The sequence below is a fragment of the Paenibacillus sp. 2TAB19 genome (assembly GCF_052115185.1).
In the GTDB taxonomy this organism is placed as follows: domain Bacteria; phylum Bacillota; class Bacilli; order Paenibacillales; family Paenibacillaceae; genus Pristimantibacillus.
This window is the reverse complement of record NZ_JBFRGE010000039.1, coordinates 1-15,623: the sequence shown is the minus strand read 5'-3', so window position 1 is coordinate 15,623 and position 15,623 is coordinate 1. Positions and strand designations below refer to the sequence as shown.

Below are 15,623 nucleotides of genomic sequence, written 5' to 3'. Positions count from 1 at the left end.
CTCTAACCTTTTTTATTAACCGCTTGCTTATAGAAGCATTTCGGTCTAAAGTAAGGCTATCACTTAGAGTTAACTCGAAGTCAAGCGAGAGGATGAAAATAAATATGCCATACACGATTAATGAGGTTGCCGCGAAGTTTGGACTGTCCGCGCATACGCTCCGATATTATGACAAAGAGGGGCTTCTCCCCTTTATCTCCCGCAATTCATCGGGCAACCGATCATTCACCGACAACGATCTGGACTGGGTTGCGCTCATCTGCTGCTTGAAAGATACAGGTATGCCGATCAAGGAAATCAAGCAATATATGGAATGGGTCAAAGAAGGCGGCAGATCGATTCATCCACGAAAGGAAATGCTGACTTTGCATCGGCAAGCCGTGCTGAAGCAGATTGACGATTTGGCTAATCACCTGAAGCTTATTGATAACAAAATCGCGTTCTACGAGCAGCCGGGAATTGCCGAGAAACTCGATCAACATTTCGGCATCGCGGAAGCTGAGGGCAGCGATTACGAGTCGAAGCTTCCAAGCAGCATCTGATCGAGCGTTGTCCCCCCTAGCACCATCGGGTACACATTCTCGTCCGACGGGATAACAAACTCCAGCAATACTGGACCAGGTGTTGCCAGTGCCTCTTCCCATATGCGCAAAGCTTCCGCTTTCGTGCTAGCTCTGAGACCTTTAACCCCATAAGCATCGGCAAGCATAACGAAGTCTGGACTGCCGGCAAGGTCGATCTGACTGAACCGTTTGTCGTACATGAGCTCTTGCTGCTGCTTAACCATGCCGAGCACCTGGTTGTTGATGACGACGATCTTAACCGGAATTTGATGAATCACACATATCGCCAGCTCCTGTGCGCACATTTGCATGCCACCATCGCCATTAATGGAAACGACAAGCCGGTGCGGATTGCCGATCTGAGCTCCGATAGCCGACGGGAATCCGAAGCCCATCGTGCCGAAACCTCCCGAAGTTACGAGCGAGCGCGGATATTTGAACTTATAGAACTGCGCTGCCCACATTTGATGTTGGCCGACATCAGTCGTAATGATTGCTTCGCCGCCTGTCGTTTCGCTAATCAGCTCCATGACGAATTGCGGCTTCAGTACTTTGTCTGAATCGGCATAGCGCAACGGATGCTTCAGACTGCTGAGCTTAAGCTCTTCGATCCATTGCGCCGACCTGGCACTGCGAGCGCTCCTATTCGCGTGAGTCAGCACTTCTTTAATATCTCCGACACAAGCAATATCCGTCTTGACGATTTTGCCGATCTCCGCCGGATCGATATCGATATGGGCAATTACTTTCGCTTGCGGTGCGAAGCCGTCTACCTTCATCGTGACCCGATCGTCGAACCTCGAGCCGATGGACAGAACGAGATCAGCCTGTTGAATCGCCATATTGGCTGTATACGTGCCATGATGGCCAGGCATGCCAAGCCATAGCTCATGCGCGCTTGGGAATGCGCCTAGACCAAGCAGCGTCGTCGCTACAGGCATACTTGTCAACTCAGCGAAAGCTAGCAGCTCATCTGCTGCGCCTGCATAGACGACACCGCCCCCCGCAATAATAACCGGGCGTTCCGCCACGGCAATCGCTTCAAGCAGTTCATCTACTTGCGTAAGATCTAGTAACGGAGAAGCTTTATACCCCCGGATATCGAGCCCCTTGTGCTTGTGCGGCTTGTAATGCAGCTTCTGATTCGATACGTCCTTCGGTATATCGATGAGGACTGGGCCTTTCCTACCGCTATTCGCAAGAAAGAACGCTTCATGAACGATACGCGGAAGCTCCTCGGCATCGCTGACATAATAGCTATGCTTCGTAATCGGCATCGTGATTGATATAATATCCGCTTCTTGGAACGCATCCGAGCCCTTCAACGACTGGAACACATTTGCCGTAATAATAACAAGCGGCACGGAATCCATATGTGCCGTGGCAATGCCTGTAACGAGGTTCGTTGCACCTGGACCGGAAGTCGCGAGACATACGCCAACCTTGCCCGTCGAGCGCGCATAACCGTCGGCTGCGTGAACCGCCCCTTGTTCATGCCGAGTCAAAATATGCTTAAAGTCCGGATTGCCTACCATTGCATCGTAAATATAGAGCGCACTGCCTCCCGGATAGCCGAATACGCAATCCACTCCCTCTGCCTGTAGGCAACGCAAAAGCGCTTCCGATCCGCTAATATAATCCGTTGTTCCTTTGTTCATTCCAATCCCTCCATTGGTTTAGTATTTATGCAAATCAAAAACCCCTTTCCTCCCATGGCGACAGCATGCATGCGCTGCCAGCCAAAGGGACGAAAGGGGTTAGCTTCTCGTGGTACCACCCTGATTCACCGAAATGTTATTGTAGCGATTACGATTTCGGCCTCATGAGACAAGATCATTCGATCTGTCTGCAGCACGTTAACGTGTGCCAATCCGGTTAAGTCTACTCGCCATATGGACGAACAACATATTGCTTCTGCCCGTCTTGGCTTTCCTTCAACAGCTCCGAGACGACCATTCACGCGCCTTATGGCAAAGGTTGCACCGTTTCCTTTGCTCTCTGTACATAACGCATTCGTAAACGCTTCTCTTCATCGCTTATTTCTATCGGTTAAACTTACTCAAATAAGAAGATACGCCTGATGGCGTCCATTCTATAGACTCCAGCGTTTCGTCGAAACGTATAGAGAAAGTATGAGAAAATGCTTTCCTATACGTTAAAAAACCTCTCTCATCCGTTGGCGACAGCATACAGCTGCGAAGCCAAGGGACGAAAGAGGTTATCATTTCGCGGTACCACCCTGATTTGCCGAAATGTTGCCATTCCAGCCTCATGAGACAAGACATACGACTTGTCTGCAGCACGGTATCGTGTGCCAATCCGGTTGATTCTACTACTCGCTAGCCCTCGCGGTGGAGTAAAGTAACGACAGGCGCGGTTTCCTTCAACAGCTCCGAGACGACTTTGTACAGGACCTTAAGGCAAAGGTTGCAGCTTTCCCCTTGCTCTCTGGGCATAAAGCCTTTGTACTTCTTCTCTTCATCGCTTTTTATATCGTTTAGATAGCAATAACAAAACCCCTTCCATCCAATGGCGGCAGCATATGCTGCTAAGCYAAAGGGACGAAAGGGGTTAACTTTTCGCGGTACCACCCTGATTCACCAAAATGTTGTCATTTCGGTCTCATGAGGCAAAATAGTTTGCCTGCAGCACAGTAACGAGTGCCAATCCGTTCGATTCTACTCGCAATCCATATGCATCTGAAGAAGATGCACTCTGCTTTCCTTCGAATAGCTCAGAGACGACGATATACAAGGCTTAAGGCAAAGGTTGCAGCAATCCCCTTGCTCTCTGGACATGAAGCGCATTGTATTCCTTCTCATCAACGCCGTTATCAAAAATTTTCATCATCATATCATAACGATCGGTGAATTTCAATGCTCAATTTGGATACTTTCTGTTTCTGCAAATTGTATATTCGTGAGTTGAAATTGTCCATCCGAGTACAGAACTTCTCCTTGAATTACGCCAATATATTGGGGAGAAACCGCTGATCCGGCAGTAATGCCAGCTCCGAATTCCGCCTTGATGACCTTGTCCTCTAAGGTGAAACGGACAATGCTTCCGAACACCAAACCCTCATTAATCGGTCCTAAATCCGACGCTTTATAGGGCTCTAAGTTAACGGTGTACAAATGATCTCCTATCGTGATTTGGCCGCTTAACGCATCATCGTCATTCGACAAACTGAAAGCAACCGCATCATGAAGCTGCCCTAAGTATACGTCTGGAATATAGACATAGTCTTTGAAGAAATGTCCGTTTTCTAGCCCTGTATCATTCAGTTCTATCACGTGCAGCTGCTCAACAGAAACGCCTGTTCCGGAACCCATATACAAGTCCACTGCAAGTTCGTCTCCCCCATCTCCATCGTAATCCAATGCCTTCATATGCGGGGGAATATCTCTTGGCGTCGCATAAATCCAATCAAACGACTGCTCCTTGTCACCAACTTGCAGCGTTACGCCTTCTGACTCTTGACTATACAAATAGATGTCTTTACCTTGAATGAATGCTAATTGCTCTGGCTTAAAATCCGGCTCGTTGCTGACCGTCGCTGCGGTTGGCGGCGCTTCCGAGGCTACGTATCCCGAATCCGCTGAGCCCGAATCTTTTACAGGTTGCTCATTCTTCGTTGCAGAGCATGATGCAAGCAGCAGCAGGCCAGCAATGATTAGCAAACCTGTCATTCGAATACGCACCTTCGCTTGCTTCAACATTGCCTTACATCCTCTCACTGAGTCGTTACTGACGCTTCCTATAGTAAAACGCTGGAAAATGGATAATTGTTGCAGGAAACGCCAACAGTTGCTCGATCGAGCAGGACGATAACGGCGGTCATTGATTATTCTTACTCTTCCGCAACATGTAGCACAATTMTGCCGCGGCCATGCCCTGCTTCGCTTCGGATATGGGCTTCGCGCGCTTCAGCGAGAGGGTGCACGCTTTGCACGAACGCTTTCACCTGTTGACTTCCGAGCAGCTCGGCGATCTCCTCGAGATCACGGCTGGATGCCAACGAGGAAGGAATCACTTCAATGCCCAGCGCCTTTCCACGCTCCAGAGGCGGCTGCCCTGTAATGGTCATGAGCCGGCCGCCTTTTTTTACAATCGACCATGAACGCTCAAGTGTCTCTCCGCCAATCGTATCCAGGACAAAATCGATGTCCTTCGCCTCTTGCTCGAACATGACGGCTCTATAATCGATCGGCTGATCAACGCCAAGTGATTGAATAAACGCGATGTTGTCAGATCCTGCAGTACCGATCACATATGCTCCTCTTAGCTTAGCGAACTGAACGGCGAAGAGGCCTACACCTCCAGCAGCTCCATGGATGAGTACACGGTCACCCTTCTTCACTTGACCGCCCATGATCGCTCGCCAAGCCGTTGTTGCTCCGCCCGATATGGAGGCAGCCTCCTCGAAGCTAATAGACTTCGGTTTCATTGCAATGGACTCTGCTGATACAGCCGTAAATTCCGCATACGTGCCTGCTGTACTTCGGCCGAACACCGCCTGTCCTCGTTTGAACCCGGCAACGCCTGGTCCGACCTCCTCAATAATACCCGAGAAGGCTGTTCCGGGAATCGCCGGGAACTTCACTGGCATCGGGAACAATCCTTTGCGAATTTTCCAATCGACAGGCAATACGCCTGCTGCGAGGATACGAACCACCACTTCCCCCGTAATGGCCGCCGGACGTGATAGCTGCTCCAGCTTCAACACCTCAGGTCCACCGAACGCACTATAGGTTATTGCCTTCATGATTTGCATCGACATTTAAAAGTCATTCGGTCAAATCGGTTCAAACTTTATGGAAGGTGATGTGTTACCAAAGGGTACTTGCCRTACTCTAACTTCCATACTTATCCGCAAAAAAATCCGATCTCCAGCGCAACTGATTGTTGCCGCCGTAGACCGGAAGATTTCTTTTAATCATATTCGCTAACCGTTCAGCACATCGTCCAGTCGTTGCTCGCACTCTGCAAGTTCACTCTACTGCAGTCGATGTCATCTCAATCATCCGTCACTCTTGAATTTATCTCACCCATCCATCTATCAAAATTTGAATTGCAATTTATAGACAGGCTCGCTCGAACCTACGTCCTTCACGGTCAGATGAATGCGGTAATAGCTTTCTACTTGGCCAAAATGATTGGAAAAGCTTATTTCATCGATCGTTACGTCATAACGTCCAGCTTCGAACTCGAAGGCTACGTCATGTCGTTTCCCTTGAAGACGTATGCGCCCGTCTTCGAGCAACGACGGCTTGCAGCGTGTAATGACGGTCTCCACGATGGACTGCGCTTTGTCTGTGAATCGAAATGAATCCGTCAACTCGAGAACCGGCCGCGTAAGCTTGCGCCAGATGAACCGACGCTTGAACGAGGAGAGTTCGGCAACATCCGAATAGCAGCTAGCTAGTTCAAGCTCCAACCGATCTTCCTCCGCGCTCGTATGCGCCTCAAGCACGGAGGCCTTACTGCCGGCTCCCGTCTGCTGCAGTTGACCACCCACAACAGGAAGCGAATGCCCTTGCGCGCCAGTACAGTCATAGCTGTATCTATCAGAACCAAAATATTGTGCCGTGTATTCCCCGGCGCCTAGATCGGCAGCAAATGCCGGATCGTCATCCGCCAGCAAAATAAAATGGCCGACGTCGTTATGGTTATGCGGCTCGTTATTGTTGCCGCCCTTAGCCGCGAAGCCGAAGCTGCCTTCGCTTGATCGGCAACGCGATATAAGCCACTCGGCGTCTTGCAAGTACCAGCTCGCCGGACTCCAATCGGCTTGTCTGACCGCCTCTGGACGATACCAGATCAAATTCCGCAAGGCAGGCGCATAACGCATGCAATGATCCTCGGTAAAACCTGCACGGATGGAGAGCGGCGGATGCTCCGCTTCATCAAAAGAAACGGCCAAATAATCGGATAACCCGATGTGAACGCTTACAGTCGGCATCGCATCAGAAAAATTGGCAGGCCTATTACCGGTTAAATAGCAGCGTTGCTGGAACATCGCAATCTCTCTGACCTTCGCCTTATCAAGCAAGCTAGCCCTGCCACCTGTTGCGTTATAAAGCAGGTCAGCGAAATAAATATAATAGCCGAAGCCGTAATTCCAGTAACCCGGACCTTCCAGGCAAGCCCCGTCCGAGCCGAAGCCGGACAAATAATGCTCCATCGTGTCTAGCGCTTTCACAATTATTTGAGCGAGCCGCTCATTATCGCGTTCGACAAGCAATGCGGCTGAGGCAATCGATCCTGCGCATACAGCCGCCCAGTTATGATCCGCCGTCTCCCATTGATACGGCCCGTAACCTAAGTAAGGGATGAACAATCGTTGATCCACTAGCTCCAACATTTCATCCCGCAGAGACCGCGGCAATAAGTCGCCTGCCATCGATAAAATCTCGCAAAACGCAAAGCCTGTCTCCGCGGCGAACAGATCGATATTTCTCCCGATGATGTGACCCTTCATATGCGCGGGCAGACACCAGGTAGGTTCAGTCATAATCGCTTCCACGATTCGCTCAAGCGCGCTTTTATACGCAGCATTATCCGGATAYAGAAGAGACAGCAGCGCAAATGTCGTTAGTCTCCGTCTCCGATTGAAGTAAAGACCTTCATAGGACAGTCGGTTGCCCGTCATTTCGAACAGCGCATACAACTCTTGTGTCAGTTCCGGTATCGGTTCTGTAAGCAGCCGTTCTCCCTCATCCTTTATTTCCTTGATCATGTCGGCATAGAGAGAATCATTCGCCATCTTCTTCCAATCCACAGCGTTTCCGTCCTTCGTGTACAAGGCTGCTCCCGCTAAGCGCCGCTCCTCGAAACAGCCGATCAAAGTCTCTCTCGTTCCAACCGAACTTGTCAATTTACATCACCTTCGCTCTCTACTGAATCATTCATGCTACGACGGGTTCGTTGCGGCTCCTCGTGAAGAGTCAAAGCCAACATTTCTCCATCTAAGTTCTCATATTCTACTCGCAGCGACTCATGTAGACTAACTGACCATAACGGAATATGGTTGACCATTTCCGACATAAAGTCCTTCAAGCTGTTAAGCTGTTTGCGTACTGCTGTATCAGCGCTTAACGCTTCTACGACTACGCCGCCTGCAGCAATTCTTCGGCTTGTTAGCTTGATTCGGTCAACCTCTTCTGTAAGCGTGAAGTCATCGTGTAAATACAGTGCTACGAATACATCATCTATGCGTCCAAAGAGCGAATGGTCTACGCGCATCCATTCTCCCTTCGGAAGAACGCCAACCAGCCTTCCATCCTCGCCATCTGCGAGAGGATATAAAGCAATGATCACGTTGCGATGGAACAATAATTGTCCCGACTCTCCCGCATGGCGCGGATCGCCATCGCTGTATCCTTCTCCAGGTTGCATGATGTACAGCCGATTCACGCCACAGTCTTGGCGTAATGGAAAATCAATGCCCCAGCGATGCTGCTCATTGTCATATTCCTTGACGCGTTCCCAAATACCGCCTGCGGCGAATCCTTTATCCACATACAAGTAGCTATGCAGCGGTCGCTTCACCTCTTCACCAGCGGGCGTAATGACTCGCTCGATGATTTGCGGCAGATCTCTGTTCATCGCTGTGCGTATGGCACTCTCTGGCGCAGGGTAGAACAGTAGTCCCGCATATTCGACTCGCGTCAGCGCTTGCGGCAACGAAAAGTCGCCGAACTGAACATAATCGAATGCGACATTGCCGTCTCTCGGCAAATCATGCCCTAAGCTGCGCATCCGTCCGCCTGTCCAAGCCCCCTTCAAATAGTAGGTCGCCCGGTAATTCCATAGCTCATTCAACAGCGAGGCCAGATCCTCGCGAATGTCGTGAACGGCTACGATTTCATAAGCGCAGGTGAACGCCTGAATCCAATGCCAGAACCAAGGTAGTGCGCCGTATTCCGGTAAACCTAGCGCCCTCACGCGGTCCAAAGTTTGCTGCAAATCCAGCCTGCCTCTTTCCAACAGCTCTTCATCCTTGAAGCGATATCCGAAAATAAGCTTCGTCGCCGTATACTTCGCTTCATGATGATTAAATGCCTTTAGCGATACACGATAGTAAGTACTTTGGTACAACGCTTCAATCGCTTCATTCAGCGATTGATGGAGAGACTCGGGAAGCTGCGCCCCGTATTGCTGCTGGAAGTAAACGATCAATACACCCATCAGCTCAGCCGGAAGCAGATTAGGCTGTGCCTCGTCAGGCTTATCGCCGAGACCAAGAGGCCAATGACCGAATGTATCGCTTGCTCTGTTTTTGTCCTGAAGCTCTAGAACGCGCCCGAGAACGCTGACCGCTTTGGCCATCGCCTCCTGACGGTCGATTCCCAGCTTATCGCTGCATACGGAATCGGACGAGGCAGCCGCCAAGTAAGACGCATCATACATGTTGTTGCGAATATCGTCATGCCGCCAAAGCCCGCTGCCCAGTAGCGGCTCATTCCATGCGCGGCTCGCCAATTGGCAGACGATCTCTCTTTGCCTGCTCTGTTCGTTAGCCATCGTTCATGCTCCCTTTATTATAAAATGTACGGCGTTCATCACACAGCAAAACGGAGACGGTTATGCCGCCCCCATCTTGGTCACTATTATACCTTATTATTTTTGAGTTGGCGGCTATAATTTCCCAACAGCCGCATAAAGTAATGTATTGCATCATTACTGCTTACACACTATACTGTTTATACAATACGCAATTAAAAAGGTAAAGGGAGTGTTTCTATGCGTGAATTAGCCGTTCAAGTAACAGGACTGCGCAAAACCTACGGCAAGCAGGTCGTACTAGACGGTATCGAGCTTGCCGTATCAGCCGGAACGATCTTTGCCTTACTTGGCCCGAATGGAGCCGGCAAAACGACGCTCATTCATATCTTAACGACGCTTGTCGCAGCAGATGAAGGCGTTGCCCGCGTGTTCGGCAGCGATGTAGCAAATGCCAAACATGCGGTCAAGAGCGCTATTAGTCTGACGGGCYAATTCGCAGCCGTCGATGAAATGCTTACCGGCGAAGAGAATTTACGCATGATCGGAAGGCTCTCCGGGCTTTCGCCTTCACAGTCCCGTGCAAGGGCGGCCGAGCTGCTCGCAAGCTTCGATTTGACTGCGGCAGCAGGCAAGCGCGTCAAGTCCTATTCCGGCGGCATGAGGCGGCGGCTTGATCTTGCCACCAGCCTCGTCGTCGATCGTCCTATCCTGTTTCTCGACGAGCCTACTACAGGGCTCGATACAACCAGCCGCCGCGCCTTATGGACTATTATTCTTTCGCTGAAGCAACGCGGCGTTACGATCTTTCTTACCACGCAATACTTGGAGGAAGCCGATCAGCTGGCAGATACCGTTGCCGTCATATCCGGCGGCCGCATCGTCGCAACGGGGACTCCAGGACAATTGAAGTCGCGCGTCGGTACGGAAGTGCTCGAGCTGCGCGACGAGAACGATGAGCTGATTCGGAGTATCCCAACCGACGGCACGCTTCAGCATCTGCGGCAGTTGATCAATGATCCTTCCTTGGCGGTTTCCGGAAATGCCAAGCTAAGTCTGCGCAAGCCGAGCATGGACGACGTATTCCTTGCCCTTACGACAACGCAATTGGAGGCGGTAACGCTATGACGACGTCTAACAAGGCTGTTCCATCCGCATCATTCCTCACTACGAATGCCRTATTYATCGGCCGAAGCGTTCGTCTAAGCCTCCGCAATGTCGAAGCGATGCTTATGGCCGTCATCCTCCCAGTCATGCTCATGCTGTTGTTCACTTACGTATTCGGAGGAGCAATCGATACAACAGGCAATTATGTTAATTATGTCGTTCCCGGCATTATTCTGTTATGCGCCGGCTTCGGTTCATCTTCGACTGCGGTCAATGTTGCCGAAGATATGACGAACGGCATTATAGACCGATTCCGAACGATGCCGATTCCRAGTATTAGTGTCATAACCGGCCATGTTGTGGCAAGCGTTATACGCAACCTGATCGCAACCGCCATCGTCATTGCCGTCGCTTATCTCGTAGGCTTCCGCCCAACAGCCGACGCGATGGATTGGCTCGCCGCGCTAGGTATGATCACATTGTTCATAATCGCCTTTACTTGGCTATTCGCGGCAATCGGGCTTGCCAGCGGCAATCCGTCCGCAGCTAGCGGATACGGCTTCATATTGCTGTTCCTCCCTTATATCTCCAGCGCTTTCGTTCCTACGGATACGATGCCGACGTGGATGCGCGGAGTTGCCGACAATCAGCCGATAACTCCCGTCATAGAGACGATTCGCGGACTGCTCACCGGCACGCCAATCGACAACAGCGCCTGGCTCGCAGCCGGATGGAGCATGCTCATTCTGCTCATTGCCATCGGCTGGAGCTTTTGGACTTTCCATCGCAAAGCAGCACGCAGATAGAACCCGTTTTAATTACAAAGGGCTGCACCGTCCGATGACGGTGCAGCCCTTCTTAATATTTTCAACGATTAGTATTTTGTTGAGCGAGATAGGCCGCAATGCCATCAAGGATACGTTCAAGACCAAAATCGAAGTCATCGTCAATCGGACCTGCGTCTCCACTCTCCCCCGTGTAAACGCCTGAAGCGACAACACCCGATAAATATGGAAATTGATCAGGTGTTACGAGCTGCTTAAGAGCAGACGTAAAGGCTAGACCACTGAATGCTTCCTCGCTTGAGCCTGCACCAATCATCCTGTCCATGTCGCGCTGAAGAATGCCTGCCGACCTCGCATAGCCGCTAATCAGCAAAATAACTGATATTTTCTCGGCGTCGCTCAGCGGAAAATCGCGCATCGCCCGCAGCATCCAATCGACGAATCGCAATTGGTTAGGCGTCATAGGAGCTCCCATGATGGGAWTGTCCACAAACCACGAATGCTTCCGATACACGCGCATCAATTCGCGCACGAATTGACGCATGCTTTCGCGCCAATCCTCCCCCTCCTTTTCGTCAGGTATTTCAATATCGCTCACGGCCTCCTGCATCAAAATAAGCAAATCTTCTTTGGCCGTAATATATCGATACAGTGACATCGTAGAGTAGCCGAGTGATTGGGCCACCCGGTTCATCGACAAAGCGAATAAACCGTCTTTATCCGCGATTTCAATCGCCGTATCGACGATCTGCTTTATGCTGAGCTCGCCCTTCGGTCCTCTCTTCTGCCGCTTGACATAACCCCAGCTCAGCTTCACGCCATGAGGCAATGTATGTATAGGACTATTTTCGTCTTCCCATTGGTCTTCCTTTTTCATACCCAGTACTCCCCCAGCACCCGTCACGTTATGTCTATAAACAGTTTATATCACAAACAGTATATCACAGCGTTTCACTCAACAAAAAAGAACGATCTCTAAAAGTCATTATTACACGACTTTGGAGATCGTTCTTTTACTTAAATAGTTATGAATAAGCKCTATTACGATTATCCCAATAGCCGTCTCTTTTGCTCGTTAAACTCTGCTTCGCTAAGCAAATTTTGCTCTCTTAATTTGGCCAGCCTCTCCAGCTTCCCAATAATATCGTCACCGCCGCTCGAGCTTGGAGCCGAACTTGGTTCGCCTGCTTGATGAACCTTAGCGCTGAGGAAATCAGAGATGTTTCAACAAGCTTATTTGAATACATCCTTATGTAATATTATCTGACATGGACATAGCTAGCTCTATTATTTTCTGCTAAAATCATGATAGATTATCGCTCTGCATATCATGAATTAGCTGTATGCGAGCGAAAATGAAACCATTAGGGAGAGTGGATTATGGGGAGAAGAACGGTAGCTTTACTCGCTGTATGTTTGGTGTCAATTATGGCAGGCTGCAGCTCCGGCAGCGGCGGAACGACTTATAAGTTCGCGACGGATGCGGCTTATGCGCCAATGGAGTACATGGACAAAGACAAAATAACCGGTTTCGACATTGATTTTCTTGAAGCGGTCATGAAGGAAGCAGATCTTGATTACAAGCTCGACAATACGGGCTGGGATCCTATGCTAACGGAAGTCCAGAGCGGTGACAATTATGCCGCAGGCATATCAAGCATTTCGATTACAGACGAGCGTAAGCAATCGTACGATTACTCCATCCCTTACTTTGAATCCACGAATATGATTATGGTCAAAGAGGACAGTCCCATTCAAGGCGCTCTTGATCTGAAAGACAAAAAAGTAGCCGTGCAATCGTCCACCACAGCTGAAACGTTAATGGTTGACATCATGGGCGGCGATAATCCGAATCTGAAGCGGTTCGACAGCAATGCGGTTGCCCTGTTGGAACTGGATAGCGGCGGCGTTGACGCCGTTGTAGCGGACATCGCCATCGTTCGCGAATATCTAAAGAACAACCCGGACAAGAAATTCAAAGGCATTCTCGATCCCGAGCAGTTCGCGCCCGAGTTCTACGGCATTCTTTATCCGAAGGGCAGCGAGCTGAAAGAGAAGTTGGACCCGGCCATCAAGACCGTGCTGGAGAACGGGACATATACCGAAATTTATAAAAAGTGGTTTGGCGATGAGCCGAATATCGATAATGTACTGAATGCGAAATAATAGGGAGGCATGCGTAAATGGAATGTTGCGCATGCCTCTTCTGCAAATGAATACGTTCCTACATAAGGAGGGCGTCACTTGGATTTCCGCTTCGATATTATCATCGATTACCTTCCGCTTCTATTGAAAGGCGCATTGCTTACGATAGGCATCTCGATTCTTTCTATTTTACTCGGCTCCCTGCTTGGACTAACTGTCGTGCTTGGCAAACTGTCTTCCCAATGGTATTTGAGCTGGCCGATGAGCGGTTATATCCACTTCTTCCGCGGCACACCTCTTTATGTGCAAATCTTAATGGTGCACTTCGGACTTGTGCCTCTGTTTATCGGGCATACGAACTCTATCGTCTCGGCAGTTGCCGCGCTAGCTCTTAATTCAGCCGCGTATACGGCAGAGATCTATAGAGCCGGTATTCAGTCGATCGACAAAGGACAGACTGAAGCCGCCTATTCGCTTGGCATGACGAAGCGACAAGCCATGCGCTTCGTCATCCTTCCCCAAGCGATCAAACGAACCATTCCCGCCTTCGGCAATGAGTTCATTATGCTAATTAAGGATTCCTCGCTTGTCGCGTTAATCGCGGCGCCGGAAATTATGTACTGGAGCAATGCGATGCGCGGCCAATATATCCGCGTATGGGAGCCCTATCTAGCAGCAGCTTTCATCTATCTCATCCTTACCTATTCGTTAAGCAAGCTGCTTGCATCGATAGAAAGGAGGCTGGAAGATTGAATCCGATTATCGAAGTGAATAAATTAACGATGGCGTACGGCAATAATCCGGTGCTTCATGATGTTAACGTTCATGTAAATACGAAGGAAGTCGTCGTCATCATCGGACCTTCCGGCTCGGGAAAGTCAACACTGCTGCGCTGCTTGAACGGTCTGGAGAAGCCGCAAAGCGGCGATGTTCGAATCGATGGTCAATCGCTTAGCAATCCTACCGTTCCTATGCCTGCCATTCGGGCGAATATCGGCATGGTGTTCCAGCAATTCAACTTGTTCCCGCATATGTCTGTCATCGATAATATTATGCTTGCGCAGGTCCAGGTCCGCAAGCAATCGAAGGAAGCCGCGCGTGCGATTGCGCTAGAGCTATTGAAGAAGGTGGGCCTGACGGACAAGGCTGAGTTTCGTCCCTTCTCTTTGTCAGGGGGACAAGCGCAGCGAGTGGCTATCGCAAGAGCGCTCGCTATGCAGCCGTCCATTATGCTGTTCGACGAACCAACCTCCGCGCTTGACCCGGAAATGGTCGGCGAAGTGCTGACTGTCATGAAGCAGCTTGCAAGCGAGGGAATGACGATGGTCGTCGTTACGCATGAGATGGGTTTCGCCCGCGAGATCGGTGATCGCGTTCTTTTCATGGAGCAAGGGGTTGTCATTGAGGAAGGAACTCCAGAGCAGCTGTTCGATAATCCCATGCACGACAGGACAAAATCTTTCTTATCTAAGGTTCTATAGTTCCTCCAGTGATTGAAATGAAAAAGGCTGCCTTATAGTCACTAAGACTAAGGCAGCCTGTTATTATATATTGSCGATTCCAGCACCGTTGTTAGAGCTTATACTACCTTAAGCCTTATGCGCGATGCAAGCGGCTATACGCACCGCCGACGCTAAGCAGCTCTTCGTGCTTGCCTTGCTCTGCTACGCCTTGGTCGGCTATAACGACAATACGGTCGGCGTTCTTGATCGTTGCCAGACGATGCGCGATAATAAGCGTCGTCCGTCCGTTCGATAATTCCGATAGCGCCAGCTGGATCGCCGCTTCCGTCTCCGTATCGAGCGCCGAGGTCGCTTCGTCCAAGATGAGAATGGAAGGATTTTTGAGGAACATCCGGGCAATGGATAGACGCTGCTTCTGCCCGCCGGACAACTTAACCCCCCGCTCCCCGATAATCGTATCCATCCCGCTTGGCTGGGAGGCGATCAGCTCCTCGAGCTGAGCACGGCGGGCAGCTTCCCATAATTCCGCTTCGGATGCGCCCAATCTGCCGTACGCGATATTATCTCTAATCGTACCATCGAACAGGAATACATCCTGCTGTACAATGCCGATATGCGAGCGCAGAGACTCCAGCGTCATCTTTCGAATATCGATGCCGTCAATCGTAATTGCTCCGCCCGTCACCTCGTAGAACCTTGGCAGCAGACTGCATAACGTCGTCTTGCCGGCTCCCGAAGGACCGACCAAGGCGATCGTCTCGCCGGCGCGCACCGACAGATCGATGCCTTTCAGTACGTCCGGCCGCTCCTCATAGCCGAAGCTGACGCCTTTGAATGCGATATCGCCCTTCACTTTGCTCACCGCTACGGCATCCGGCGCATCGGCGATGTCCGGCTCCGTCTCGAGCAGTTCTAAGTATCGCTTAAAACCGGCAATCCCTTTCGGGAACGATTCAATGAACGAATTGATTTGTCTAATCGGCTGAAGGAACATGTTCGACAGCATKACAAAGGCGATGAACTGGCCGTAAGACATACGGTCCTCCATCACATAC

The 15,623-nt window shown here is 50.4% G+C and carries 13 protein-coding genes; 6 read left to right on the top strand and 7 right to left on the bottom strand.

Annotated elements, in window-relative coordinates:
* The first annotated feature begins 92 nt into the window (after nucleotides 1-92).
* A complete protein-coding gene (locus AB4Z33_RS18005; RefSeq protein WP_442051233.1) occupies nucleotides 93-542 on the top strand; it encodes a MerR family transcriptional regulator in 450 nt (149 codons plus the stop codon).
* Here the strand turns inward: AB4Z33_RS18005 and ilvB are convergent.
* From ilvB to AB4Z33_RS17980, 5 genes are all read right to left on the bottom strand, one after another.
* Complete coding sequence (ilvB, locus tag AB4Z33_RS18000) at nucleotides 512-2,221, bottom strand: biosynthetic-type acetolactate synthase large subunit (protein WP_442051232.1); 1,710 nt, start codon at nucleotides 2,219-2,221, stop codon at nucleotides 512-514. The genes AB4Z33_RS18005 and ilvB overlap by 31 nt on opposite strands.
* A gap of 1,215 nt (nucleotides 2,222-3,436) precedes the next feature.
* Nucleotides 3,437-4,282, bottom strand: coding sequence for a hypothetical protein (locus AB4Z33_RS17995; protein ID WP_442051231.1), 846 nt, complete (start codon nucleotides 4,280-4,282; stop codon nucleotides 3,437-3,439).
* 131 nt (nucleotides 4,283-4,413) lie between these two features.
* Nucleotides 4,414-5,337 carry an NADP-dependent oxidoreductase gene (locus AB4Z33_RS17990; RefSeq protein WP_442051230.1) on the bottom strand — a complete coding sequence of 308 codons (924 nt, stop codon included), beginning with the start codon at nucleotides 5,335-5,337 and terminating at the stop codon, nucleotides 4,414-4,416.
* A 285-nt stretch (nucleotides 5,338-5,622) separates the two neighbouring features.
* Complete coding sequence (locus AB4Z33_RS17985; protein ID WP_442051229.1) at nucleotides 5,623-7,440, bottom strand: hypothetical protein; 1,818 nt, start codon at nucleotides 7,438-7,440, stop codon at nucleotides 5,623-5,625.
* Nucleotides 7,437-9,089 (bottom strand): hypothetical protein, encoded by a 1,653-nt coding sequence (locus tag AB4Z33_RS17980; RefSeq protein ID WP_442051228.1) that lies wholly within the window; start codon nucleotides 9,087-9,089, stop codon nucleotides 7,437-7,439. Before AB4Z33_RS17980 ends, AB4Z33_RS17985 begins: the two co-directional genes overlap by 4 nt.
* A 219-nt stretch (nucleotides 9,090-9,308) precedes the next feature.
* Between AB4Z33_RS17980 and AB4Z33_RS17975 the strand changes: the two genes are divergently transcribed.
* The gene (locus AB4Z33_RS17975) at nucleotides 9,309-10,196 is read left to right on the top strand and encodes an ATP-binding cassette domain-containing protein (protein WP_442051227.1); all 888 of its coding nucleotides are present in this window, start codon (nucleotides 9,309-9,311) and stop codon (nucleotides 10,194-10,196) included.
* Nucleotides 10,193-10,981, top strand: a complete 789-nt coding sequence (locus AB4Z33_RS17970) for an ABC transporter permease (RefSeq protein ID WP_442051226.1) — start codon at nucleotides 10,193-10,195, stop codon at nucleotides 10,979-10,981. Before AB4Z33_RS17975 ends, AB4Z33_RS17970 begins: the two co-directional genes overlap by 4 nt.
* A gap of 61 nt (nucleotides 10,982-11,042) precedes the next feature.
* On the opposite strand, the gene AB4Z33_RS17965 is transcribed toward AB4Z33_RS17970, so the two are convergent.
* Nucleotides 11,043-11,837, bottom strand: coding sequence for a TetR/AcrR family transcriptional regulator (locus tag AB4Z33_RS17965; RefSeq protein WP_442051225.1), 795 nt, complete (start codon nucleotides 11,835-11,837; stop codon nucleotides 11,043-11,045).
* 503 nt (nucleotides 11,838-12,340) lie between these two features.
* On the opposite strand from AB4Z33_RS17965, the gene AB4Z33_RS17960 reads away from it, so the two are divergent.
* The 3 genes from AB4Z33_RS17960 (at nucleotide 12,341) to AB4Z33_RS17950 (ending at nucleotide 14,586) form a co-directional block, all read left to right on the top strand.
* The gene (locus AB4Z33_RS17960) at nucleotides 12,341-13,126 is read left to right on the top strand and encodes a basic amino acid ABC transporter substrate-binding protein (RefSeq protein ID WP_442051224.1); all 786 of its coding nucleotides are present in this window, start codon (nucleotides 12,341-12,343) and stop codon (nucleotides 13,124-13,126) included.
* Nucleotides 13,127-13,204: 78 nt separating this feature from the next.
* Nucleotides 13,205-13,858: an amino acid ABC transporter permease gene (locus tag AB4Z33_RS17955; RefSeq protein WP_442051223.1), complete on the top strand. Its 654-nt coding sequence runs from the start codon at nucleotides 13,205-13,207 to the stop codon at nucleotides 13,856-13,858.
* Nucleotides 13,859-13,863: 5 nt separating this feature from the next.
* On the top strand, nucleotides 13,864-14,586 hold the full coding sequence (locus tag AB4Z33_RS17950) for an amino acid ABC transporter ATP-binding protein (protein ID WP_442051258.1): 723 nt from the start codon (nucleotides 13,864-13,866) through the stop codon (nucleotides 14,584-14,586).
* A gap of 115 nt (nucleotides 14,587-14,701) precedes the next feature.
* Here AB4Z33_RS17950 and AB4Z33_RS17945 read toward each other — a convergent pair.
* On the bottom strand, nucleotides 14,702-15,623 hold a 922-nt coding region (locus AB4Z33_RS17945), incomplete at its 5' end, for an ABC transporter ATP-binding protein (protein WP_442051222.1).

Excerpts from the sequence above, each read along its gene's own strand:
- AB4Z33_RS18005 (WP_442051233.1), top strand. The coding sequence starts at position 93 with ATGAAAATAAATATGCCATACACGATTAATGAGGTTGCCGCGAAGTTT.
- ilvB (WP_442051232.1), bottom strand. The coding sequence starts at position 2,221 with ATGAACAAAGGAACAACGGATTATATTAGCGGATCGGAAGCGCTTTTG.
- AB4Z33_RS17995 (WP_442051231.1), bottom strand. The coding sequence starts at position 4,282 with ATGTTGAAGCAAGCGAAGGTGCGTATTCGAATGACAGGTTTGCTAATC.
- AB4Z33_RS17980 (WP_442051228.1), bottom strand. The coding sequence starts at position 9,089 with ATGGCTAACGAACAGAGCAGGCAAAGAGAGATCGTCTGCCAATTGGCG.
- AB4Z33_RS17960 (WP_442051224.1), top strand. The coding sequence starts at position 12,341 with ATGGGGAGAAGAACGGTAGCTTTACTCGCTGTATGTTTGGTGTCAATT.